The organism is Stenotrophomonas sp. MMGLT7, assembly GCF_021168555.1.
Taxonomy (GTDB): Bacteria; Pseudomonadota; Gammaproteobacteria; order Xanthomonadales; family Xanthomonadaceae; genus MMGLT7.
This window is the reverse complement of record NZ_JAJOZS010000001.1, coordinates 498,305-519,080: the sequence shown is the minus strand read 5'-3', so window position 1 is coordinate 519,080 and position 20,776 is coordinate 498,305. Positions and strand designations below refer to the sequence as shown.

Annotated in this window: 15 protein-coding genes and 1 pseudogene; 10 read left to right on the top strand and 6 right to left on the bottom strand. The window is 69.3% G+C overall.

Annotation, left to right across the window (positions count from 1 at the left end; genetic code table 11):
* Positions 1-21: 21 nt before the first annotated feature.
* The 6 genes and pseudogenes from LRX76_RS02395 to LRX76_RS02370 all read left to right on the top strand — a co-directional run bounded on the left by LRX76_RS02395 (position 22) and on the right by LRX76_RS02370 (position 9,194).
* The gene (locus LRX76_RS02395; protein WP_231801821.1) at positions 22-1,581 is read left to right on the top strand and encodes a glucoamylase family protein; all 1,560 of its coding nucleotides are present in this window, start codon (positions 22-24) and stop codon (positions 1,579-1,581) included.
* 2 nt (positions 1,582-1,583) lie between these two features.
* Positions 1,584-2,840: pseudogene (locus LRX76_RS02390) on the top strand (sugar ABC transporter substrate-binding protein); the annotation flags it as partial.
* Between the two features lie 59 nt (positions 2,841-2,899).
* Positions 2,900-3,781: a sugar ABC transporter permease gene (locus LRX76_RS02385; protein ID WP_231801487.1), complete on the top strand. Its 882-nt coding sequence runs from the start codon at positions 2,900-2,902 to the stop codon at positions 3,779-3,781.
* Positions 3,778-4,629, top strand: coding sequence for a carbohydrate ABC transporter permease (locus LRX76_RS02380; RefSeq protein ID WP_231801486.1), 852 nt, complete (start codon positions 3,778-3,780; stop codon positions 4,627-4,629). Before LRX76_RS02385 ends, LRX76_RS02380 begins: the two co-directional genes overlap by 4 nt.
* A 574-nt stretch (positions 4,630-5,203) precedes the next feature.
* Positions 5,204-8,293, top strand: a complete 3,090-nt coding sequence (locus LRX76_RS02375; RefSeq protein WP_231801819.1) for a discoidin domain-containing protein — start codon at positions 5,204-5,206, stop codon at positions 8,291-8,293.
* Positions 8,294-8,369: 76 nt separating this feature from the next.
* Positions 8,370-9,194 carry an endonuclease/exonuclease/phosphatase family protein gene (locus tag LRX76_RS02370; RefSeq protein ID WP_231801485.1) on the top strand — a complete coding sequence of 275 codons (825 nt, stop codon included), beginning with the start codon at positions 8,370-8,372 and terminating at the stop codon, positions 9,192-9,194.
* Positions 9,195-9,379: 185 nt separating this feature from the next.
* On the opposite strand, the gene eda is transcribed toward LRX76_RS02370, so the two are convergent.
* From eda to zwf, 5 genes are all read right to left on the bottom strand, one after another.
* Positions 9,380-10,039, bottom strand: coding sequence for a bifunctional 4-hydroxy-2-oxoglutarate aldolase/2-dehydro-3-deoxy-phosphogluconate aldolase (gene eda / locus LRX76_RS02365; RefSeq protein ID WP_231801483.1), 660 nt, complete (start codon positions 10,037-10,039; stop codon positions 9,380-9,382).
* 117 nt (positions 10,040-10,156) lie between these two features.
* Positions 10,157-12,073 (bottom strand): phosphogluconate dehydratase, encoded by a 1,917-nt coding sequence (edd, locus tag LRX76_RS02360; protein ID WP_231801482.1) that lies wholly within the window; start codon positions 12,071-12,073, stop codon positions 10,157-10,159.
* A 100-nt stretch (positions 12,074-12,173) separates the two neighbouring features.
* Positions 12,174-12,917 (bottom strand): 6-phosphogluconolactonase, encoded by a 744-nt coding sequence (pgl, locus tag LRX76_RS02355; RefSeq protein WP_231801480.1) that lies wholly within the window; start codon positions 12,915-12,917, stop codon positions 12,174-12,176.
* Positions 12,918-12,919: 2 nt separating this feature from the next.
* Positions 12,920-13,924 carry a glucokinase gene (glk, locus tag LRX76_RS02350; protein ID WP_231801470.1) on the bottom strand — a complete coding sequence of 335 codons (1,005 nt, stop codon included), beginning with the start codon at positions 13,922-13,924 and terminating at the stop codon, positions 12,920-12,922.
* Positions 13,921-15,363, bottom strand: a complete 1,443-nt coding sequence (gene zwf / locus LRX76_RS02345; protein ID WP_231801468.1) for a glucose-6-phosphate dehydrogenase — start codon at positions 15,361-15,363, stop codon at positions 13,921-13,923. Before zwf ends, glk begins: the two co-directional genes overlap by 4 nt.
* Before the next feature lie 289 nt (positions 15,364-15,652).
* On the opposite strand from zwf, the gene ugpC reads away from it, so the two are divergent.
* Positions 15,653-16,741, top strand: a complete 1,089-nt coding sequence (ugpC, locus tag LRX76_RS02340; protein ID WP_231801466.1) for a sn-glycerol-3-phosphate ABC transporter ATP-binding protein UgpC — start codon at positions 15,653-15,655, stop codon at positions 16,739-16,741.
* 208 nt (positions 16,742-16,949) lie between these two features.
* Here the strand turns inward: ugpC and LRX76_RS02335 are convergent, their stop codons facing one another.
* Positions 16,950-17,804 (bottom strand): folate-binding protein, encoded by an 855-nt coding sequence (locus LRX76_RS02335; RefSeq protein WP_231801464.1) that lies wholly within the window; start codon positions 17,802-17,804, stop codon positions 16,950-16,952.
* Between the two features lie 277 nt (positions 17,805-18,081).
* On the opposite strand from LRX76_RS02335, the gene sdhC reads away from it, so the two are divergent.
* Genes sdhC through sdhA form a run of 3 tightly spaced genes read left to right on the top strand, consistent with a single transcriptional unit; the run spans position 18,082 to position 20,681 of the window.
* Positions 18,082-18,474 (top strand): succinate dehydrogenase, cytochrome b556 subunit, encoded by a 393-nt coding sequence (sdhC, locus tag LRX76_RS02325; RefSeq protein WP_231801462.1) that lies wholly within the window; start codon positions 18,082-18,084, stop codon positions 18,472-18,474.
* Entirely contained in the window at positions 18,471-18,857 is a 387-nt protein-coding gene (sdhD, locus tag LRX76_RS02320; protein WP_231801460.1) for a succinate dehydrogenase, hydrophobic membrane anchor protein, read from the top strand. Before sdhC ends, sdhD begins: the two co-directional genes overlap by 4 nt.
* Before the next feature lie 33 nt (positions 18,858-18,890).
* Positions 18,891-20,681, top strand: a complete 1,791-nt coding sequence (sdhA, locus tag LRX76_RS02315; protein WP_231801457.1) for a succinate dehydrogenase flavoprotein subunit — start codon at positions 18,891-18,893, stop codon at positions 20,679-20,681.
* The last annotated feature ends 95 nt before the right edge of the window (positions 20,682-20,776 follow it).

Here is a 20,776-nt window from a genome sequence, read left to right as displayed (position 1 = left end):
ATGTTGCTGGCCCTCGCCGGCATGTTCGTGCTGGCGTCTTGCCAGGATCGCCAGCCGTCGCAGGAAAGCAGAAAGATCCAGGTGATCCTCATCGAAGCCGAGCTTCCCCCCAGGCCGGTAAAGCCCGAGCTGCCACCGCTGTTCTCCGACATCGAGCGGCGTACCTTCCAGTTCTTCTGGGATACCACCAACGAGGTCAACGGGCTCACCCCCGACCGTTTCCCGTCGCGGCCGTTCGCATCCATCGCCTCGGTGGGCTTCGCCCTGACCGCTTACCCGATCGGGATCGAGAACGGCTGGGTCAGCCGCAACCAGGCGGTGGACCGCACCCTGACCACGCTGCGCTTCTTCCGCGACCTGCCGATGGGGCCGCAGCGCACCGGCAGGGCCGGCTACCGCGGTTTCTACTACCACTTCCTGGACATGCAGGACGGTCGCCGCTACGACAGCTGGGTGGAGCTTTCCAGCGTGGACACCGCGCTGCTGCTGATGGGCGTGCTGTTCGCGCAGTCCTACTACGACGGCGACGATGCGCGCGAGAAGGAGATCCGCCAGATCGCCGACACCCTGTACCGGCGCGTGGACTGGACCTGGCTGCAGCAGCGCAAGCCGCTGATCTCGATGGGCTGGTTCCCGGAAAGCGGCTTCATCGAGCACGACTGGATGGGCTACAACGAGGCGATGATGACCTACATCCTCGCCCTGGGCTCGCCGACGCACCCGGTCAGCCCCGATGCCTGGACGGTGTGGACGCGCACCTACAATAACGACTGGGGCGTGTACCAGGGGCAGGAGTACCTGTCCTTCGGCCCGCTGTTCGGCCACCAGTACAGCCATGTCTGGATCGATTTCCGCGACATCCAGGACCAGTACATGCGCGAGCGCGGCATCGACTACTTCCTCAACAGCCGCCGCGCCGCGCTGGCCCAGCGCGACTACGCCATCGACAACCCGAAGCAGTGGAAGGGCTACGGCGAGAACGTCTGGGGCCTGACCGCCAGCGACGGCCCGCAGAACACCCAGCAGGCCTACCGCGGCGAGATGCGCGAGTTCCGCCACTATTCCTCGCGCGGCGCGGGCCTGCGCGAGAACTTCGACGACGGCACCATCGCGCCTACCGCGGCGGTGTCCTCGATCGTGTTCGCGCCGGAGGTGGTGATCCCGGCCACGCAGGAGATGCACAAGCGCTTCGGCGACTACATCTACTCCAGCTACGGCTTCCTGGACTCGTTCAATCCCAGCTTCGACTACGACATCCCGCTCAAGACCGGGCGGCTGGTGCCGGGCAAGGGCTGGGTGGCCAGCGACTACATCGCCATCGACCAGGGGCCGATCCTGACGATGATCGCCAACTACCGCAACGAGTTCGTCTGGAACGTGATGAAGAAGAACCGCTACGTCCGCCGCGGCCTGGAACGGGCCGGCTTCAGCGGCGGCTGGCTGACCCCGGAAGGCGAGGAGCCGCCGCTGCCGCAGAAGGACGAGCAGGCCGCCGCGGCGCGCGCGATCGGCATCGCGGAGTCGCGCGCTGCCGCCGCCGAAGCGCAGCAGAACGTCCAGCAGCGGCAGAAGCCGGAATAGGCATGCGCAGCCTGAGAACGATGCTGCTGACCGTCCTGTGCCTGGGGGCGGCGGGATGCGGGCGTCCGTCGCCCGGCGAGACCATCCGCTTCTGGGCCATGGGCCGTGAGGCGGAGGTGGTGACCGAACTGGTCGCCGATTTCGAGAAAGAGAACCCGGGCATCCGCGTCGACGTGCAGAACATCCCGATGACGGCCGCGCACGAGAAGCTGCTGACCGCCTTCGCCGCCGATGGACTGCCGGACGTGTGCCAGCTGGGCAACACCTGGCTGCCGGAGATGGCGGTGCTCGACACGCTGGAGCCGCTGCAGCCCTACGTGGCGCGTTCGCAGGTGGTCGACCCGGCCGACTATTTCCCCGGGGTCTGGGACACCAACGTCGTCGACGGCACGCTCTACGGCGTGCCCTGGTACGTGGACACGCGCCTGCTGTTCTACCGCAAGGACATCCTGCGCGAGGCCGGCTACGCCGAGCCGCCGAAGACCTGGGCGGAGATGGAGCAGGTGCTGGCAGCGGTCAAGCGCCACGTCGGCCGCGACCGCTACGCGATCCTGATGCCGCTCAACGAGTTCGAGCAGCAGCTCTCCTTCGCGCTGCAGCAGGACGACCCGCTGCTGCGCGACAACGACAACTACGGCAACTTCCGCAGTCCCGGCTTCCGCAAGGCGCTGGCGTTCTACGACAACATGTACCAGCAGGGCTGGGCGCCCAAGGTGTCCGAGGCGCAGATCTCCAACGTCTGGTACGAGTTCTTCAACGGCTACTACGCCTTCTACCTGTCCGGCCCCTGGAACGTGCGCGAGTTCCGCCTGCGCCAGCCGGCAGGCATGGACGGCAAGTGGGGCACCGCGCCGCTGCCCGGGCCGGACGGTCCCGGCGCAGGCATCGCCGGCGGTTCCAGCCTGGTGATCTTCAGGTCGTCCGAGCACAAGCAGGCGGCGTGGAAGCTGATCGAGTACCTGTCGCGGCCGCAGGTGCAGGCGCGCTTCCACGCGATCATCGGCGACCTGCCGCCGCGGCGCAGTACCTGGAAGTATCCTTCGCTGATGGACGACGAGCTGGCGCGCGCGTTCGGCGACCAGCTGGAGCGGGTGAAGGCCACGCCCAAGGTGCTGGAGTGGGAGCGGATCGTGCAGGAGATGCGCCTGGTGACCGAGCGGGTGGTGCGTGGCGGCGAAACCCAGGAGCAGGCCGTGCAGGAACTGGACAAGCGCGTCGACGAGATCCTGGCCAAGCGCCGCTGGATCTACCGGCAGGAGCACGGCCAGCCGGCCGTGGATGACAGGCAGTCCGCCGCCGCGGCGGCCGGAGGCGTGCGATGAAGCGCGGCTCCCTGGCCGGCTGGATCTTCGCCGCGCCGGCACTGCTGGTGATCGGCATGTTCTTCGGCGTGCCGGTGCTGGCGGCGCTGGTGCTGAGCCTGACCGACTTCGACCTGTACGCGCTGGCCGACAGCAGCCATCTGCGCTTCGTCGGCCTGGGCAACTATCTGGAACTGCTGCGGACGCCGTTGTTCTGGAAGTCGCTGTGGAACACCACCTACTTCGTCATCGTCGGCGTGCCGCTCTCGATCGCGGTGTCGCTGGGCGCGGCGCTGCTGCTCAATGCCAAGGCCGCGCGCTTCAAGCCGCTGTTCCGCACCGCGCTGTTCGCACCGGTGGTGACCACGCTGGTGGCGGTGGCGGTGATCTGGCGCTACCTGTTCCACATCAAGTACGGCCTGGTGAACTGGGCGCTGGGCCACGTCGGCATCTCGCCGATCGACTGGCTCGGCGATCCCAACTGGGCCATGCCGACGATCATGCTGTTCGCGGTATGGAAGAACTTCGGCTACAACATGGTGATCCTGCTGGCAGGCCTGCAGGGCATCCCGCAGGACCTGTACGAGGCCGCGCGCATCGATGGCGCGTCCAGGTGGAAGCAGTTCCTGCACATCACCCTGCCGCTGCTGGGGCCGGTGCTGATGCTGGTCGGGGTGATCACCATCTCCGGCTATTTCCAGCTGTTCGCCGAGCCCTACGTGATGACCCGCGGCGACCCGCTGCAGAGCACCGTCAGCGTGCTGTACTTCATGTTCGAGGAAGGCTTCAAGTGGTGGAACCTGGGGCGCGCCTCGGCGGTGGCGTTCCTGTTGTTCCTGATCATCCTGGCGGTGACCACCGTCATGCTGCGCTTCGGTCGCAGGAAGGGGCTGGTATGAGCCGCGGACATGCCTATCGGGAGCCGGGGCAGTCGCGCTGGAGCGGGTGGCTGGTGAACGGCGCGCTGCTGGCGTTGTCGCTGGTCAGCCTGGCACCGCTGCTGTGGATGCTGTCGGTGTCGTTCATGCCGACCGGCGAGGCCAGCCGCTTCCCGCCGCCGCTGCTGCCCTCGGCGACGACGCTGGACAACTACCGCGAGCTGCTGGCGCGTACCGGCATGGCGCGCAACTTCGCCAACAGCCTGCTGGTGTCGCTGTCGATCACGCTCGGCTCGCTGCTGGTCAACACGATGGCCGGCTACGCCTTCGCCAAGCTGCGCTTCGCCGGCAGGGAACGCATCTTCCAGGTGCTGCTGGCGGCGCTGGTGATCCCGGCGCAGGTGGCGATGCTGCCGCTGTTCCTGCTGATGAAGCAGCTGCACCTGGTCAACAGCTTCGGCGGGGTGATCGTGCCGGCGCTGGCCACGGTGTTCGGCATCTTCCTGGTGCGGCAGTACGCGCGCAGCATCCCCGACGAACTGCTGGAGGCGGCGCGCATCGATGGCGCCGGCGAGTTGCGGATCTTCTTCCAGATCGTGCTGCCGATGCTCAAGCCGGTGCTGGTGACGCTGACCATCTTCACCTTCATGGCCTCGTGGAACGACTTCATGTGGCCGCTGATCGTGCTGACCGACCAGGAGCACTACACCCTGCCGGTGGCACTGGCCACGCTCTCGCGCGAGCACATCATGGACGTGGAACTGATGATGGCCGGCGCTGTGGTGACGGTGATCCCGGTGCTGGCCTTGTTCCTGCTGCTGCAGCGCTACTACATCCAGGGCCTGCTGCTGGGGAGCGTGAAGGGGTGAGGGCGTACGCTGGCCCAGAAGCAAAGGCTTCCGTCCGCTGCGCGGCCGGGTTCATTTCTTTTGGAAAGCGCCAAAAGCAACGGAACCCAAGAAAAACGCTTTCCCTGCAAGGTCACGAGCCTACGCGTGAAGGGCTATCGGGATTTTCCGACTCGCCCTCCGTGGCTCGGTCGGAACATGCTCGATCACGACCAGAACGCTCTGACGTTGCCCCCTCCCTTGCGAAGCGGGGGAGGGTTGGGGAGGGGGGCGTTGCCGTCCTCCTTGGCTGGATGCGACTGCCGGGGAATCAGGTGGGAGCCTGCGAGCCGATGGTTCACGCTTCCGTGAACGCCCGGCCGCGCCGCAGCGACTAGGCGCCTGCGGCGATGAACGAGTCGCCACGTGCCCGGATGTGACCGCGCAAGGCCGGCATCTGCAAGAATCGATGACAGCACCAGCAACACCCGGAAACGACCGGATGGACAGGAAGGCGAAGACGATGCGATCGACCAGGTACAAGCATTGGAGGAGGTGGCAGCCGATCGCGCTGCTGTCGGCATGGGCCCCGGCCGCATTTGCCGCCGCACCGGCCATGCTCGACGACTTCAACGACGCCTCGGCCTGGGAGGTGGTGGTTTCCAACCAGGTCAGCGGCCAGCTGCGCCAGGCCGGCGGCAGCGGCGGCGGCCGCGGGCTGTGCCTGGACTACGATTTCAACGGCGTATCCGGCTATGCCGGCATCCGCCGCAGGCTGCCGCTCCAGTATCCGGACAACTACCAGTTCAGCTTCGACATCCGCGGCGATTCGCCCGCCAACGACCTGCAGTTCAAGCTGATCGACGACAGCGGCGACAACGTGTGGTGGGTCAACCGGCCCGGCTACGCGTTTCCCAAGAACTGGACCCCGGTGCGCTACCGCAAGCGGCAGATCGACAAGGCCTGGGGGCCGGATCCGGACAAGACGCTGCGCAGCAGCGCGCAGGTGGAGTTCACCGTCTACAACAAGGTCGGCGGCAAGGGTTCGGTGTGCTTCGACCGGCTGGCGCTGCAGGCGTTGCCGCCGCCGGACGACTCGCCCTACACCGCGCTGGCCAGCACCGATACCGCGCCGGCGCTGGAGCAGCGCATCGCCGACGGCAAGCCGGAGACCTTCTGGCTCAGCGCCGGGGTCAAGCAGCAGACGGTGACGCTGGACCTGGGCAAGGCGCGCGAGTTCGGCGGCGTCGTCATGCAATGGGTGCCGGGGCTGGAGGCCTCGCGCTACACGGTGAGCGGTTCGATCGACGGGCGCAGCTGGCGCAAGCTGCGCGAGGTCGTCGCCGGCGCCGGCGGCACCGACTGGCTGGCATTGCCGGACAGCGAGGCGCGCTACCTGCGCTTCGACCTGGCCGGAGGGCCCAACTGGCGCTACGGCATCAAGGAGATCGAGCTGCAGCCGCTGGCCTTTGCCGATACCCCCAACGACTTCGTCAAGTCGGTCGCGGCGCAGCAGCCGCGCGGGCTGTTCCCGCGCGGGTTCAGCGGCGAACAGCCGTACTGGACCATCGTCGGCCTGGACGGCGGCAGCGAACAGGGCCTGCTCGGCGAGGACGGCGCGATCGAGGTGGCACGCGGCGGCTTCAGCATCGAGCCGTTCGTGCTGCTGGACAACAAGCAGCGCATCAGCTGGGCCGACGTCAGCAGCGAACAGACCCTGCTGGACGACTACCTGCCCATTCCCAGCGTCAACTGGCACCACCAGCAGCTGGACCTGAAGGTCACCGCGTTCGTGCAGGGCCAGCCGCAGCAGGCCCAGCTGGTGGCGCGCTACCGGCTGGAGAACACCGACAAGCAGCCGCACGACTACACCCTGGCGCTGGCGGTGCAGCCGTTCCAGGTCAATCCGCCGAGCCAGTTCCTCAACACCGTCGGCGGGGTCAGCCGCATCAACGCGATCGCGCTCGACGGCGGCCGCGTGGACGTCAACGGCAAGCCGCGGGTGTTCGCCGTGCAGCCGCCGGACGAGGGCTTCGCCAGCGCGTTCGACAGCGAAATGGCCACGATGCACCTGGGCCGGGGCACGCTGCCCGACCGGCGCAGCGTCGAGGATGCCACCGGGCTGGCGTCGGGCATGCTGCTGTACCGCTGGCGGCTGGAGCCCGGCCAGTCGCGCGAGGTGGCGCTGGTGGTGCCGCAGACCGGCAGCGCGCAGCCGCCCGCCGGCTTCGATGCCGAGCAGGCGCAGCAGCAGGTGGCGCAGATGTGGCGCGGCAAGCTCGACCGCGTGCGCCTGCAGGTGCCGGGCGAGGGCAAGCCGCTGGCCGATACCCTGCGCACGGCGCTGGCGCACATGCTGATCTCGCGCGTCGGCCCGCGCCTGCAGCCGGGCACGCGCTCGTACTCGCGCAGCTGGATCCGCGACGGCGCGATGATCTCCGAGGGCCTGCTGCGGCTGGGGCGCGAGGACGCGGTGCGCGAGTACCTGCAGTGGTACGCGCCGTTCCAGTTCGCCGACGGCATGGTGCCATGCTGCGTGGATGATCGCGGCAGCGACCCGGTGCCCGAGAACGACAGCCACGGCGAGCTGATCTTCAACATCGCCGAGTACTGGCGCTACACCGGCGACCGCGCCTTCCTCGAAGGCATGTGGCCGCACGTGCAGGGCGCCTACGAGTACATGGAGCGGTTGCGGCTGAGCGAGCGCACCGAGGCCAACCGCGCGCTCAACGCCGCCTTCTACGGGATGATGCCGGCCTCGATCAGCCACGAGGGCTATTCGGCCAAGCCGATGCACTCGTACTGGGACAACTTCTGGGCGCTGCGCGGCTACAAGGACGCGCTGGCGATCGCGCAGGCGCTGGACCAGCCCGAGCAGGCCGAGCGCATGCTCGTCTCGCTGCAGGAGTTCCGCCAGGACCTGGCCGACTCGCTGGCCGCGGCCACCCAGGCCCATGGCATCGGCTACCTGCCAGGCTCGGCCGAGCTGGGCGACTTCGACCCGACCTCGACCACCATCGCGCTGGCGCCGGGCGGCGAGCAGGGCAGGCTGCCGCAGGCGCTGCTGGAAACCACCTTCGAGCGCTACTGGCAGCAGTTCGAGCAGCGCCGCGACGGCAGCCGGGAGTGGAAGGACTACACCCCGTACGAATGGCGCAACGTATCGGCGTTCGTGCGGCTGGGCTGGCGCGACCGCGCCTGGGACGCGGCGCAGTTCTTCTTCAAGGACCGCGAGCCGCAGGCCTGGAACCAGTGGGCCGAGGTGGTCTCGCACACGCCGCGGCAGCCGTTCTTCCTGGGCGACCTGCCGCATGCCTGGGTAGCCTCCGACTTCGTGCGCTCGGCGCTGGACATGTTCGCCTACGAGCGCGAGAGCGACGAAAGCCTGGTGCTGGCCGCCGGCCTGCCGGCGCGCTGGTTCGACGGCGCCGGCGTGGCGATCCGCGACCTGCGCACGCCCTACGGGCGGCTGGGCTACTCGATCCAGCGCAACGAGCGCGTGCTGACGCTGACGGTCGCCGCCGGCCTGCTGCCACCGCCCGGCGGGCTGGTGCTGCCATGGCCGTACCCGGGCCGGCCGGGCCGGGCGCAGGTCAACGGCGAAACGGTGGACTGGCAGAACGGCGAACTGCGCATCGGCCAGGTGCCGGCGACGGTGGTCATCGACCTGCCGGCTGCGGCCCTGCGCCGCGGAGGCAAGGACTGAGATGGGCGGCGGCGATCCGGTCGCGCGCAACCGCGGCGCACGGCCATCGCGCGGGTGGTGGCGGGCGACGGCGTGGATGCTGGCCGGGTGGCTGGCGCTGGGCGGCCTTGCGACGCCGGCGGCCGCCCAGGACATGGCCCTGGTGACGCTGAACCTGCACCACGATCGCAACGACTGGCCGGGCCGGCGCGAGTACATCGCCCGCGAACTGGAGGCGCTGCAGCCGGACGTGGTCGCGCTGCAGGAAGTGCTCGAGCACGAGGGCCTGCCCAACCAGGCCGCGTGGCTGGCGCAGCGGCTGGGCTACGACTACGAGTTCGCCTCGGTCGACCCCATCGGCGCGCCCAAGCGCTACGGCAACGCGCTGCTGACCCGCCGCCCGATCCTGGCGCGGCGGCAGCGCTGGCTGCAGCCGCTGGACGACTACCGGATGGCGGCGCAGCTGCGCATCGACATCGACGGCCGGCCGGTCAACGTCTACGTCACCCACCTCAACGAACGCGCCGACGCCCATGGTCGCAGCACGCGCACGCGCCAGGTCGCCGACCTGCTGCGCTTCGTCGCCGACACCGCGGGCCAGGAGCCGGTGGTGATTGCCGGCGATTTCAACAGCAGCGCCGACGCCGACGACCTGCAGGCGCTGCGCAGCGGGTATGGCGACGGCTATGGCAGCGTGCACCGCGACAGCCGCGACGGCACCCTCAACATGGAGATCTACCAGAAGCCGGCCAGGATCGACCACGTGTTCTTCCAGCAGCGGTGGCTGCTGGCGCGCGAGGCGCGGATCATCTTCACCCAGCCGGACGCGCAGGGGCGCTGGGCATCGGACCACTACGGGGTATGGACGCGGCTGCAGTTCGCGCCGGCGGAAGGCCGGCAAGCCGCGGACGCAGGACGCTAGGGCGGTTTCATCCACGCATTCTGCCGGAGCACGCTCCGGATCTCCTTCCCCCGCGTGCGGGGGAAGGTGCCCGAAGGGCGGATGGGGGCCGTCTGGAGCATGGGAAAGCCACAGCAAAAGCACCCCATCCGGCGCTGCGCGCCACCTTCCCCCCCCGCACGCGGGAGAAGGGAGCTGGAACAGCTCTACGCCCCGCGGGCCTGCCGCACGATGGCCGCGGCCGCGGCCGCGCTGGCCTTCACCTGGTCCCAGCGGCCTTCGGCCAGCCAGTTCCTCGGCACCATCCACGAGCCGCCGACGCAGACCACGTTGGGCTGGGCGAGATAGTCGGCGGCATTGGCCTCGCTGATGCCGCCGGTGGGACACAGCTTCAGTTCCGCCAGCGGTCCGGCCAGGCCCTTGACCATGGCCAGCCCGCCCACCGCGGCGGCCGGGAACAGCTTGCACACGCGGAAGCCCTGCGCGGCCAGCGACAGCAGTTCGGTCGGCGTGGCGGCGCCGGGCACGGCCGGGATCGGCGCATCGCCGAGCAGCGTCGCCAGCGCCGGCGGGGTGCCGGGGGTGACCAGGAAATCGGCGCCGGCGTCGATCGCCTGCAGCATCTGCAGCTCGCTGAGCACGGTGCCGGCGCCGATGACGATGTGCGGCAGCGCGCGCTTGAGCTCGGTCAGCGCCTCGATCGCCACCGGCGTGCGCAGGGTCAGCTCGATCGCCGGCAGCCCGCCTTCGAGCAGGGCGTCGGCCACGCGATGGGCCTGTTCCACGGTATCGACGGTGACCACCGGCAGGATGCCGGCGTCGTGCAGCAGTCTTTCGGCCTGGTTCTGGTGTTCGGCGAGGGTCATGGCGTTCTCGGGATTCGGGATTGGGAATTCGGGATTCGAAAAGGCGGGTTCGGGCGATCCGGATCGGGACGAAGCGCTCCTGCCAATCCCCAATCCCGAATCCCCGATCCCGGCCTCTCAGGCATCCTTGGCCTCGTGCGGCGCCTGGGCGGCATCCGGATCGCCGCCGAGCTCGTACTCGGCATCGTATTCCCAGATGCCGCCGTCGGCGGCGGGCGGGCCGCAGGAGATGGACAGGGCGCCCTGGTCGGCCGGGCCGACCACCAGGCGGTTCATCGCGAACAGGTTGCGGCCCAGGTCGTTGCCGGCCGGGGCGGTGTTGGGCGCCAGCTCGCGTGCGGCCCACTCGGCCGCATCGACCAGCACCTCCAGGGTGCCGGCCTCGCCGTCCAGGCGCACGATGTCGCCCTCGCGGACGCGTGCGATCGGGCCGCCGCGCGCCGCTTCCGGGGTGACATGGATCGCCGCCGGGATCTTGCCCGAGGCGCCGGACAGGCGGCCGTCGGTGACCAGCGCCACGCGCCGGCCCTGGTTCTGCAGCAGGCCCAGCAGCGGCGCCAGCGAGTGCAGCTCGGGCATGCCGTCCGCGCGCGGGCCCTGGTAGCGCACCACGGCGACGAAGTCCTGCGGCAGCACGCCGGCGGCGTGCAGCTTGTTGAGCACCTGCGGCGCATCGACCACCACCGCCGGGGCCTCGATGAAGCGGTACTGCGGCTTGACCGCCGACAGCTTGATCAGCGCGCGGCCGAGGTTGCCGTGCAGCAGCCGCAGGCCGCCCTGGGCCTCGAACGGGTTGCCGGCCGGGCGCACCACCGCCTCGTCGCCGCTGGCGTCGGCGGCCGGCGCCCAGCCCAGTGCCGATCCGGCCAGGCGCGGCTCGTTCGCGTAGGCGCGCATGCCGTCCGGCGAGATGGTGGCCAGGTCGTCGTGCATCAGCCCGGCGTCCATCAGTTCGCGGAACACGAACGGCGTACCGCCGGCGGCGGCGAAGCGGTTCACGTCGGCCTCGCCGTTGGGATACACGCGCGCCAGCAGCGGCACCACCTGCGAGAGCTTGTCCATGTCGTCCCAGGTCAGGACGATGCCGGCCGAGCGCGCCACCGCGATCCAGTGGATGGTGTGGTTGGTGGAGCCGCCGGTGGCCATCAGCGCGACGATGGCGTTGACGATGGCGCGCTCGTCGATCAGCCGGCCGATCGGGCGGAAGTCCTCGCCGAGCGCGGTCATCGACAGCGCGCGCTCGACGGCGCCGCGGGTCAGCGCCTCGCGCAGCGGCGTATCCGGGTTGACGAAGGAGGAGCCGGGCAGCTGCAGGCCCATCGCCTCCAGCAGCACCTGGTTGGAGTTGGCGGTGCCGTAGAAGGTGCAGGTGCCGGGCGCGTGGTAGGAGGCCGATTCGGCGGCCAGCAGCTCGGCGCGGGTGGCTTCGCCGGCGGCGTAGCGTTCGCGGACTTCGGCCTTCTGCTTGTTGGGGATGCCCGGGGTCATCGGGCCGGACGGGATGAACACCGCCGGCAGGTGGCCGAAGGCCAGCGCGCCGATCAGCAGGCCGGGCACGATCTTGTCGCAGATGCCCAGGTAGACGGCGGCGTCGAACATGTCGTGGCTCAGGCCGACGGCGGTGGCCTGGGCGATCACGTCGCGCGAGAACAGCGACAGCTCCATGCCGGCGCGGCCCTGGGTGACGCCGTCGCACATCGCCGGCACGCCGCCGGCGACCTGGGCGGTGGCGCCGACGCTGCGGGCGATGTCGCGGATCAGCTGCGGATAGCCCTCGTACGGCTGGTGCGCCGAGAGCATGTCGTTGTAGGCGGTGACGATGCCCAGGTTGGGCGTGGCGGCGCCGCGCAGCCGGCCCTTGTCGGTCGGGCCGCAGGCGGCGAAGGCGTGGGCCAGGTTGCCGCAGCTCAGGCGCGTGCGCGACGGGCCGTCGCGCATCGCGGCCTCGATGCCGGCCAGGTAGGCCGCGCGCGACGGTGCGCTGCGCCGGCGGATGCGTTCGGTGACGGCTTGGATATCGGGATGCAGGCTCATTGGCGTTCGGCTATGAGGGAAACGGGATTGGGCATTGGGGATTGGGGACTAGGGAAAGCGGCTCTAACGAATCCCCAATCCCGAATCCCCAATCCCGGCTCTACGCGCACCAGTGCACGCGCAGTTGCGGGCCGGGCAGGTCCATTGCCACGCGGATCGGGTACTCCATCGGGTCGTGGCCGTCGAGCGCGGCTTCCAGCACCTCCAGCTTGTCCTTGCCGCGCAGCAGCAGCATGCGGTTGTCCGCACGCGCCAGGCCGGCCGGGGTGAGGGTGATGCGCAGCGGCCACTTGTTGGCGCCGGCGCAGCCGGTGGCGTCCAGCGAGGCATACAGGAGCTGGCTGGACATCACCTTCGGCAGGCTCAGCGAGCCGGGGAACAGCGATGCGGTATGGCCGTCGCCGCCCATGCCGAGCACCGCCAGGCACGGCGCCGCGGCGTGCTGGGCGTGCACGTTGGCGGCATGCACGCATTCGGCCAGCGGCAGCCCGGGGCGCACCAGCGGCTCGAAGTGCGCACCGTCGATGTGCCGCATCAGGCTGTTGCGCACCAGCCAGGCGTTGCTGTCGCTGTCGTCGGGGGAGAGCCAGCGCTCGTCCACCAGGCCGACCTCGAGCCTGGACCAGTCCAGTTGCTCGTTGTCGGCCAGCGTTTCGTAGACCGGCCTGGGCGTGGTGCCGCCGGACAGCAGCAGGCGCGCGTGGCCGCTGCGCTGGATCTCCTTGCCGAGCAGGGCGGCGATCTCGGCCGCCACGCCTTCGGTCCAGTCCTCCGCATCGCGGTAGCGGACCAGGGAAATGCGCGAGCCGGTGTGTGCCGAAGAGAGAGGTGGCGACGGGGTCATGGTCAGAAGCCTCCTTCCTGGTTGCGCGCCAGGTCCACGGCATAGCCCGCGGCGCCGAGCAGCCCGGGATGGGGATGCACCACCGCCATGGAGGGCACCCGCGACATGTTGGGCGAGAACCGGCCCTTGTTCTCGAAGCGCTGGCGGAAGCCGGAATGCTGTAGCGAGTCCAGCATGCGCGGCACCAGCCCGCCGGTCAGGAACACGCCGTCCCAGCCGCCCTGCACCAGCACCAGGTCGCCGGCGATGGCGCCGAACACGGCGCAGAACACGTCCACCGTGCGCATCGCCAGCAGGTCGCCCTGGGCGGCGCGGGCGGTGATGTCCACCGGCTGCAGCGAGCCGGGATCGAAGCCGGCGATCTCGCTCAGGGCGCGGTGGATGTTGACCAGGCCGGGGCCGCACACCAGCCGTTCGTTGGAGACTCGGCCGTACTGCAGCGACAGCACCTGCAGGATCTGGATCTCCTCCGGCGTGCCCGGCGGGAAGCTGGCGTGGCCGCCCTCGGTCTCCAGCGGGTAGCAGCGGCCGTCGCGGATCACCAGCCCGCCCACGCCCAGGCCGGTGCCCGGTCCGATCACGCTGTAGTTGCGCGGCTGGTCCAGCGGTGCCGGCGACCATTCGGCGCCGCCCACCTGCACCACGTCCTGCGCCTGCAGCAGGCCGATCGCCATGGCCTGGGCGGCGAAGTCGTTGATCAGCACGACCTGCTCGAAGCCCAGCATCGAGCAGGTGCGCGAGCGCGAGATCACCCACGGATGGTTGGTGATCCGGGCCTCGTCGCCATCGACCCGGCCGGCCACCGCGAACACGCCATGGCGGGTGGTCTCGCCGGTCTGGTCGAGGTAGTGCTGGGCGGCGTGGCCGAGGGAGGGGAAGTCGACCACGGCGAATTCGCGCACGCTGTCGATCAGCAGCGGGTTGGCCGCGGTGACGTCGGCCAGCGCGAAGCGGGCATTGGTGCCGCCGATGTCGGCGATCAGGACGGGGTGAGTGTCGTTGCTCATGCCGGTCTGTACCCGTCGTGCTTGCCGACCTCGAACGCGGTGGGCAGGAACGGACGCGCCTGCTCCGGCCCCCAGCTGCCGGCGGGATAGGGCTGCAGCGGCAGCTGCGCCTGCTGCCAGGCATCGCTGACGCTGTCGATCCAGGCCCACGCCGCCTCCACCTCGTCGTCGCGCACGAACAGCGCCGGGTTGCCGTTGAAGGCGTCCAGCAGCAGGCGCTCGTAGGCGATGCGGCGATGCAGGCCGGTCGGCACCGACAGCTCCAGCTCCAGCGGCTGCAGTTCCAGCGCGCCCCATTCCGGGCCGGCCAGGCTGCTCATCAGTCCCAGCTCGATGTTCTCCTGCGGCTGCAGCTGGAAGGTGAGGCGGTTGGGCGTGGCGGTGGCGCGGTCCGGGCGCTCGAACAGCCAGTGCGTGACCGGCTTGAGGGTGACGACGATGCGGGTGGAGCGCTCGGCCATGCGCTTGCCGGTGCACAGGTGGAACGGCACCCCGGCCCAGCGCCAGTTGTCGATGTGCGCGGTGACGGCGACGAAGGTCTCGATCCCGCTGTCGTCCGGCGGCTGGTAGCCCTGCACCGGCTCGCCGTTGATGGTGCCGGCGGTGTAGCGGCCGCGCACGCTGTCGTGGGCGGCGTGCGCGGCATCGAGCGGCCGCAGCGCGCGCAGCACCTTGACCTTCTCGTCGCGGATGCGGTCGGCCTCCAGCGAGGCCGGCGGCTCCATCGCCACCAGGCACAGCAGCTGCAGGATATGGCTCTGCAACATGTCGCGCAGGGCGCCGGAGCGGGCGTAGTAGGCGTTGCGGCCGTCCACGCCCTCGCTCTCGGCCACCAGGATCTCGACCGACTCGATGTGGTTGCGGTTCCACACCGCCTCCAGCAGGGTGTTGCCGAAGCGCAGCGCCAGCAGGTTCTGCACCGCCGCCTTGCCCAGGTAGTGGTCGAGCCGGAACACCCGCTCCTCGTCGATCAGCTCGGCGATCGCGTCGAGGATCTCGCGCGCGCTGTGCGAGTCGTGGCCGATGGGCTTTTCCAGCATCAGCCGGTGCGGCGCGGCCAACGCGCCGCCCAGGGCCAGGCCGCGGCAGGTGCTGATGTACAGCGCCGGCGGGATGGCCAGGTAGCTGACGCAGCGCCGGTCCGCCAGCTCGCGCACCGCCGCGGCGATCGACTCGGGACTGCGCAGGTCGACCGAACGGTAGTCGACGCGTTCCAGCAGCGATCGGACCAGTTCCTCGCCGGCCTGCGGCATGGCCTGCTTCAGGCGCGGCCCGAGGATGGCGTGGAAGGCGGCGGTGTCGTGCCCGGACAGCGCCATCGCGCGGACCTTGAAGTCCTCGGGCAGCAATCCGTCGCCAAGCAGCCGCAGCAGCGAGGGGAACAGGTAGCGCTGCGCTAGGTCGCCGGTGGCGCCGAACAGCAGGAGGGTGTTGTGCATGGACCGCGTATCGGTTTCTGGTGACATCGTTGTCAGGGGTGTTGTCGTTGGCTTATCGAGTGTAAGCGAGGTTGTCGTGCGCTGGGCGCAAGCTGCGCGCAGCTTGCGAGAGGGCCGGCGAGGGGGGAGGGAGAGGATCGAGCGGTATCCGGGGGATGCCTGCTGAAAACGCTTACATGGCACAATAGCCTACAGTAGTCGCTGGCGCCGGCGTTTCCCGCCGCCGCCGGCACAGGTTGCCATCGGGAGGGCCGGCGGCAGCATCTCCCGCCGGCCGGAATCCAGATACATGGCAAACGTACAGCTCGACAATCTCCGCAAGGTCTACGACAACGGCCAGGTCGCCGTGCACGACGCCAGCTTCGAGGTCGCCGACGGCGAGCTGATGGTTCTGGTGGGGCCTTCCGGCTGCGGCAAGTCCACGCTGCTGCGCATGATCGCCGGGCTGGAGGAGATCAGCGGCGGCACCCTGAGCATCGGTGGCCGGGTGGTCAACGACGTGGCGCCGAAGGATCGCGACATCGCCATGGTGTTCCAGAGCTACGCGCTCTATCCGCACATGACCGTGGCCGAGAACCTCGCCTTCGGGCTCAAGCTGCGCGGCTGCCCGCGGCCGGTGATCGAGCAGCGCATCGCCAACGCGGCGCAGGTGCTGGGGCTGGAATCGATGCTGGGCAAGCTGCCGCGCGCGCTGTCGGGCGGCCAGCGCCAGCGCGTGGCGCTGGGACGGGCGATGGTGCGCGAGTCGTCGGTGTTCCTGCTCGACGAGCCGCTGTCCAACCTCGACGCCAAGCTGCGCCACAGCGTGCGCACCGAGATCGCGCAGCTGCACCGCAAGCTCGGCACCACGATGATCTACGTCACCCACGACCAGGTCGAGGCGATGACCCTGGGCCAGCGCATCGTGGTGCTCAACGAAGGCAGCATCCAGCAGATCGACACGCCGATGGCGCTGTACGAACGGCCGCTCAACCTGTTCGTGGCCGGCTTCCTCGGCAGCCCGGCGATGAACATGCTGGAAGGACGGCTGGAGCGCGCTGAGGGATGGCAGCTGCTGCTCGACGGCGACGTACGCATCCCGCTGGGCGATGCGCGCCTGCCGGACGCCTGGGCCGGGCGGCGGTCGACGGTCGGGGTGCGGCCGGAGCACCTGCAGCCTGCCGTGGCCGGCCAGGCGGGCTTCGCGGCGCGGATCGAGGTGATCGAGCCGGTCGGCAACGAGATCTTCGTCAACCTGTCGCTGGGCGAACAGCCGCTGGTGATGCGGGTGTCGCCGCGCGCGTTGCCGGCGGTCGGCGACAGCATCGAGGTGGCGGTGGATGCCGCCGCGCTGCATTTCTTCGATCCGGAGACCGGCCTGCGCCTGGAACAGGATTGAACGCCGGTCCGCGTGCCGGATAGGGCAGGGCGCTCGGCTCGATTGGCAATCGCATGTGCGCATATGTATGCGGATCGTTTGGCAATCGCATGTGCGCATATGTAGGTAGGAGCGACTTCGGTCGCGATGGGGCTTTCTCGATAAAGCCCCATCGCGACTGAAGTCGCTCCTACAGGTCGCTGCGCGCGGCTCGCTCGCCGGCCGCGTCTCAGCGCGCGAGGCCGGCGAGCACCGGGATTGTCGTGGCCGCGGCGCCGTCCACCACCAGGTCTCCGGCTTTCCTCTCCAGCGGCAGCACTGCCAGCGCCAGCGTTCCGGCTGCGCTGGCCACCGTGCCGATGACCTTGCCGGCTACGCTGACCTGGCTGCCGGCAGCCGCGGCCGCACTTTGTACCTGCAGCAACTGGGTGGCGCGCTTGGCCTTGCCGAGGAAATGCGTGCGCGCCACGATCTCCTGCCCGGGATAGCAGCCCTTGTGGGTGCTGTAGGCGGACAGGCGGTCCAGCCCCAGCTGCTGCGGCGTCCATTGCTCGCGCTGCGATTCTTCCAGGCGCGGCAGGCCGAGCCGCAGATCGGACTGGCGCCATGTGCCGGCGAAATCGCCCGAAGCGCCCTGTCGTGGCGCGCCGGCGACGATCCTCAATGCACGCGGCATGGCGTCCACGCCCACGTCCAGCTCCCAGCCCTGTTCGATCGCGGCCGCCGCCGCGCCGGCGGCTCGTTCCGGTTGCGCCAGGCGCGCGCTTGCTGCCAGGTCGGCGCGGACCTCGATCGCGAGCTTGCGCCGGAACACGAAACGCTTCAGCTGCGCGGCCATCCACTCCGCCGCGCCGTCGGGCAGCAGCATCAGCAACTCGTCCTCACGCGTGCGCAACAGCGCGAAGATCGCGATCACGCGGCCCTTCGCGGTCAGCCAGCTGCTCCACTGCCAGTGCATGACGGGCAGCGCCGCGACGTCGCTGGAAAACTGCGCCTGGGCGAAGGCGACTGCGTCCGGACCGTGCAGGCCGACCGCCTGCAGTCCGTCCAGGGCAAGGAACGGTGGGGCATCAAGGTGTGACATATTGTCATCCGCTGCACTGCGGGATTACACTTTCGAGGTTGTTGAGACCCATGATGATAGGCCAAACAACCCCAACACCCGAGCCCGATTCCGATACGCAGCGTCGCGACGATCGCAAGACCGAGCACACGCCTGCCCCCAAGGAAATCGGCGGACGCGGCGGACCGGAGCCGACGCGGTATGGTGACTGGGAAAAAAACGGACGCTGCATCGATTTCTGATCAGCATTGAGCCAATGCGGCCTGCGGCCGCCCAGCCGAGACAACGAGCCCAGCGAATGGCGACCCGAGAACGTCCTCTCTCCCCGCACCTTCAGGTGTATCGCTGGCAGATACAGATGGCCACCTCGATCCTGCATCGAGGCACCGGCATCGTTCTGTCCCTTGGCGCCCTGGTCATCGCTGCAGGCCTGCTTGCGCTGATGCTCGGCCCCGACCACTGGAACTGCTTCGCCGCGCTGGCCGGCGCCTGGTACGGGCAGGTGTTCCTGTTCGGCTGGAGCTGGTGCTTCGCCTACCACCTGTGCAACGGCATCCGCCACATCGTGCAGGACTTCGGCCATGGCTTCAGCATTCCCGCCTTCGTTCGCAGCGGCTGGCTGTCGGTGATCGGCAGCCTGGCGATCACCGCCGCGATCTGGATCTACGTGCTGGCCGGAGGTGGCGCATGAGCAGGTACCGTACCCCGCTGAAGGACGTGCGCGGACTGGGCACGGCCAAGGCCGGCACCGAGCACTTCGTGCTGCAGCGCCTGACCGCGACCGCGCTGGTGTTCCTGACGATCTGGTTCCTGGTGTTCGTGCTGGGCCTGATCGGCAGCGACTACGCCGGCGCCAGCGCCGCGGTGGCCAAGCCGTGGAACGCCATCCTGCTCGTGGGCTTCCTGGTGGCGATGTTCTGGCACGCGCAGCTCGGCCTGCAGGTCGTGCTGGAGGACTACATCCACAATTCGCTCCTTGCCCTGGCACTGCAGGTCACGGTGAAGTTCGTCGCCGTCGTCGGCGCGCTCGCCGGCGTCTTCGCGGTGGTCCGCATCGCGCTTGGCGGCGCCTGACGCTTCAGGCGTCCCTATAGGAATCCAGCTTAGATGTCCGCATACAAGATCACCGAACACAAGTACGACATGGTCGTGGTGGGCGCCGGCGGCGCCGGCCTGCGCGCGACCTTCGGCCTGGCCCAGAAGGGCCTGCAGACGGTGTGCATCACCAAGGTCTTCCCGACCCGTTCGCACACCGTCGCCGCGCAGGGCGGCATCTCCGCCGCGCTCGGCAACATGGGCGAGGACGACTGGCGCTACCACTTCTACGACACCATCAAGGGCTCGGACTGGCTGGGCGACCAGGACGCGATCGAGTACATGTGCCGCGAGGCGATCCCGGCGATCATCGAGCTGGAGCACTACGGCGTGCCGTTCTCGCGCACCGAGGAAGGCAAGATCTACCAGCGCCCGTTCGGCGGCATGACCACCAAGTTCGGCGAGGGCCCGCCCGCGCAGCGCACCTGCGCGGCGGCCGACCGCACCGGCCACGCCATGCTGCACACGCTGTACCAGCAGTCGCTGGCACACAACGCGCGCTTCATGATCGAGTACTTCGCGCTCGACCTGATCTTCGACGAGGAGGGCGTGTGCCGCGGCGTGCTGGCGCTGGACATGGCCGAGGGCACGCTGCACCTGTTCCGCGCCCACGGCGTGGTGCTGGCCACCGGCGGCTACGGCCGCGCCTACTTCAGCGCGACGTCCGCGCATACCTGTACCGGCGACGGCGGCGGCCTGGTGATGCGCGCCGGCCTGCCGATGCAGGACATGGAGTTCGTGCAGTTCCATCCCACCGGCATCTACGGCGCCGGCTGCCTGATCACCGAGGGCGTGCGCGGCGAGGGCGGCATCCTGCGCAACAGCGACGGCGAGCGCTTCATGGAGCGCTACGCGCCGCACTACAAGGACCTGGCCTCGCGCGACGTGGTCAGTCGCTCGATGACCATCGAGATCCGCGAGGGCCGCGGCGTCGGCGAGCACAAGGACCACATCCTGCTCGACCTGACCCACCTGGGGCCGGAGGTGATCCACGAGAAGCTGCCCGGCATCGCCGAGAGCGCGCGCATCTTCGCAGGCGTGGACGTGACCACGCAGCCGATCCCGGTGATCCCGACCGTGCACTACAACATGGGCGGCATCCCGACCAACTACCACGGCGAGGTGGTGCGCAAGGTCGGCGACGACCCCAATGCGGTGGTGCCCGGCCTGTACGCGGTGGGCGAAGCGGCCTGCGTGTCGGTGCACGGCGCCAACCGCCTGGGCTCGAACTCGCTGCTGGACCTGGTGGTGTTCGGGCGCGCGGTGGCCAACCGCTGCGCCGAGACGATCAAGCCCAACCAGTCGCACAAGGTGCTGCCGTCCGACACCTGCGACCAGGCGCTGGCGCGGCTGGACAAGCTGCGCAACGCCAACGGCTCGACCCCGACGGCGGTCATCCGCGACAAGATGCAGCGCACCATGCAGGCCGACGCGGCGGTGTTCCGCACCAGCAAGACGCTCAAGGAAGGCTGCGAGAAGATGGCCGACATCTTCGCCATGTACGAGGACGTCAAGGTCTCCGACCGTTCGCTGGTATGGAACTCGGACCTGATCGAGACCTACGAGCTGAACAACCTGCTGCTCAACGCGGTGGCGACGATCAACTCGGCCGAGCAGCGCCACGAGAGCCGCGGCGCCCACGCCCACGAGGACTATCCCGACCGCGACGACGTCAACTGGCAGAAGCACACGCTGGTGTCGGTGGACGAGAAGGGCAACTGCAGCTTCGACTACCGGCCGGTGCACATGTACACGCTCACCAAGGACGTGGACGTGGTGCCGCCCAAGCCGCGCGTGTACTGACCAAAGCCGGGATTGGGGATTCGTAATTCGGGATTCGCGCAAGCGGTTCCTCCTGCACGAATCCCGAATCCCCAATCCCAAATCCCGGATTTAAA

Bases quoted from the DNA above. Each gene is read 5' to 3' on its own strand.
- sdhA (WP_231801457.1), top strand. From the start codon at position 18,891: ATGTCCGCATACAAGATCACCGAACACAAGTACGACATGGTCGTGGTG.
- pgl (WP_231801480.1), bottom strand. From the start codon at position 12,917: ATGACCCCGTCGCCACCTCTCTCTTCGGCACACACCGGCTCGCGCATT.
- LRX76_RS02385 (WP_231801487.1), top strand. From the start codon at position 2,900: ATGAAGCGCGGCTCCCTGGCCGGCTGGATCTTCGCCGCGCCGGCACTG.
- LRX76_RS02395 (WP_231801821.1), top strand. From the start codon at position 22: ATGTTCGTGCTGGCGTCTTGCCAGGATCGCCAGCCGTCGCAGGAAAGC.
- LRX76_RS02375 (WP_231801819.1), top strand. From the start codon at position 5,204: ATGCTCGACGACTTCAACGACGCCTCGGCCTGGGAGGTGGTGGTTTCC.
- LRX76_RS02380 (WP_231801486.1), top strand. From the start codon at position 3,778: ATGAGCCGCGGACATGCCTATCGGGAGCCGGGGCAGTCGCGCTGGAGC.
- glk (WP_231801470.1), bottom strand. From the start codon at position 13,924: ATGAGCAACGACACTCACCCCGTCCTGATCGCCGACATCGGCGGCACC.
- edd (WP_231801482.1), bottom strand. From the start codon at position 12,073: ATGAGCCTGCATCCCGATATCCAAGCCGTCACCGAACGCATCCGCCGG.
- LRX76_RS02370 (WP_231801485.1), top strand. From the start codon at position 8,370: ATGCTGGCCGGGTGGCTGGCGCTGGGCGGCCTTGCGACGCCGGCGGCC.
- eda (WP_231801483.1), bottom strand. From the start codon at position 10,039: ATGACCCTCGCCGAACACCAGAACCAGGCCGAAAGACTGCTGCACGAC.
- LRX76_RS02335 (WP_231801464.1), bottom strand. From the start codon at position 17,804: ATGTCACACCTTGATGCCCCACCGTTCCTTGCCCTGGACGGACTGCAG.
- ugpC (WP_231801466.1), top strand. From the start codon at position 15,653: ATGGCAAACGTACAGCTCGACAATCTCCGCAAGGTCTACGACAACGGC.
- sdhC (WP_231801462.1), top strand. From the start codon at position 18,082: ATGGCGACCCGAGAACGTCCTCTCTCCCCGCACCTTCAGGTGTATCGC.
- zwf (WP_231801468.1), bottom strand. From the start codon at position 15,363: ATGCACAACACCCTCCTGCTGTTCGGCGCCACCGGCGACCTAGCGCAG.
- sdhD (WP_231801460.1), top strand. From the start codon at position 18,471: ATGAGCAGGTACCGTACCCCGCTGAAGGACGTGCGCGGACTGGGCACG.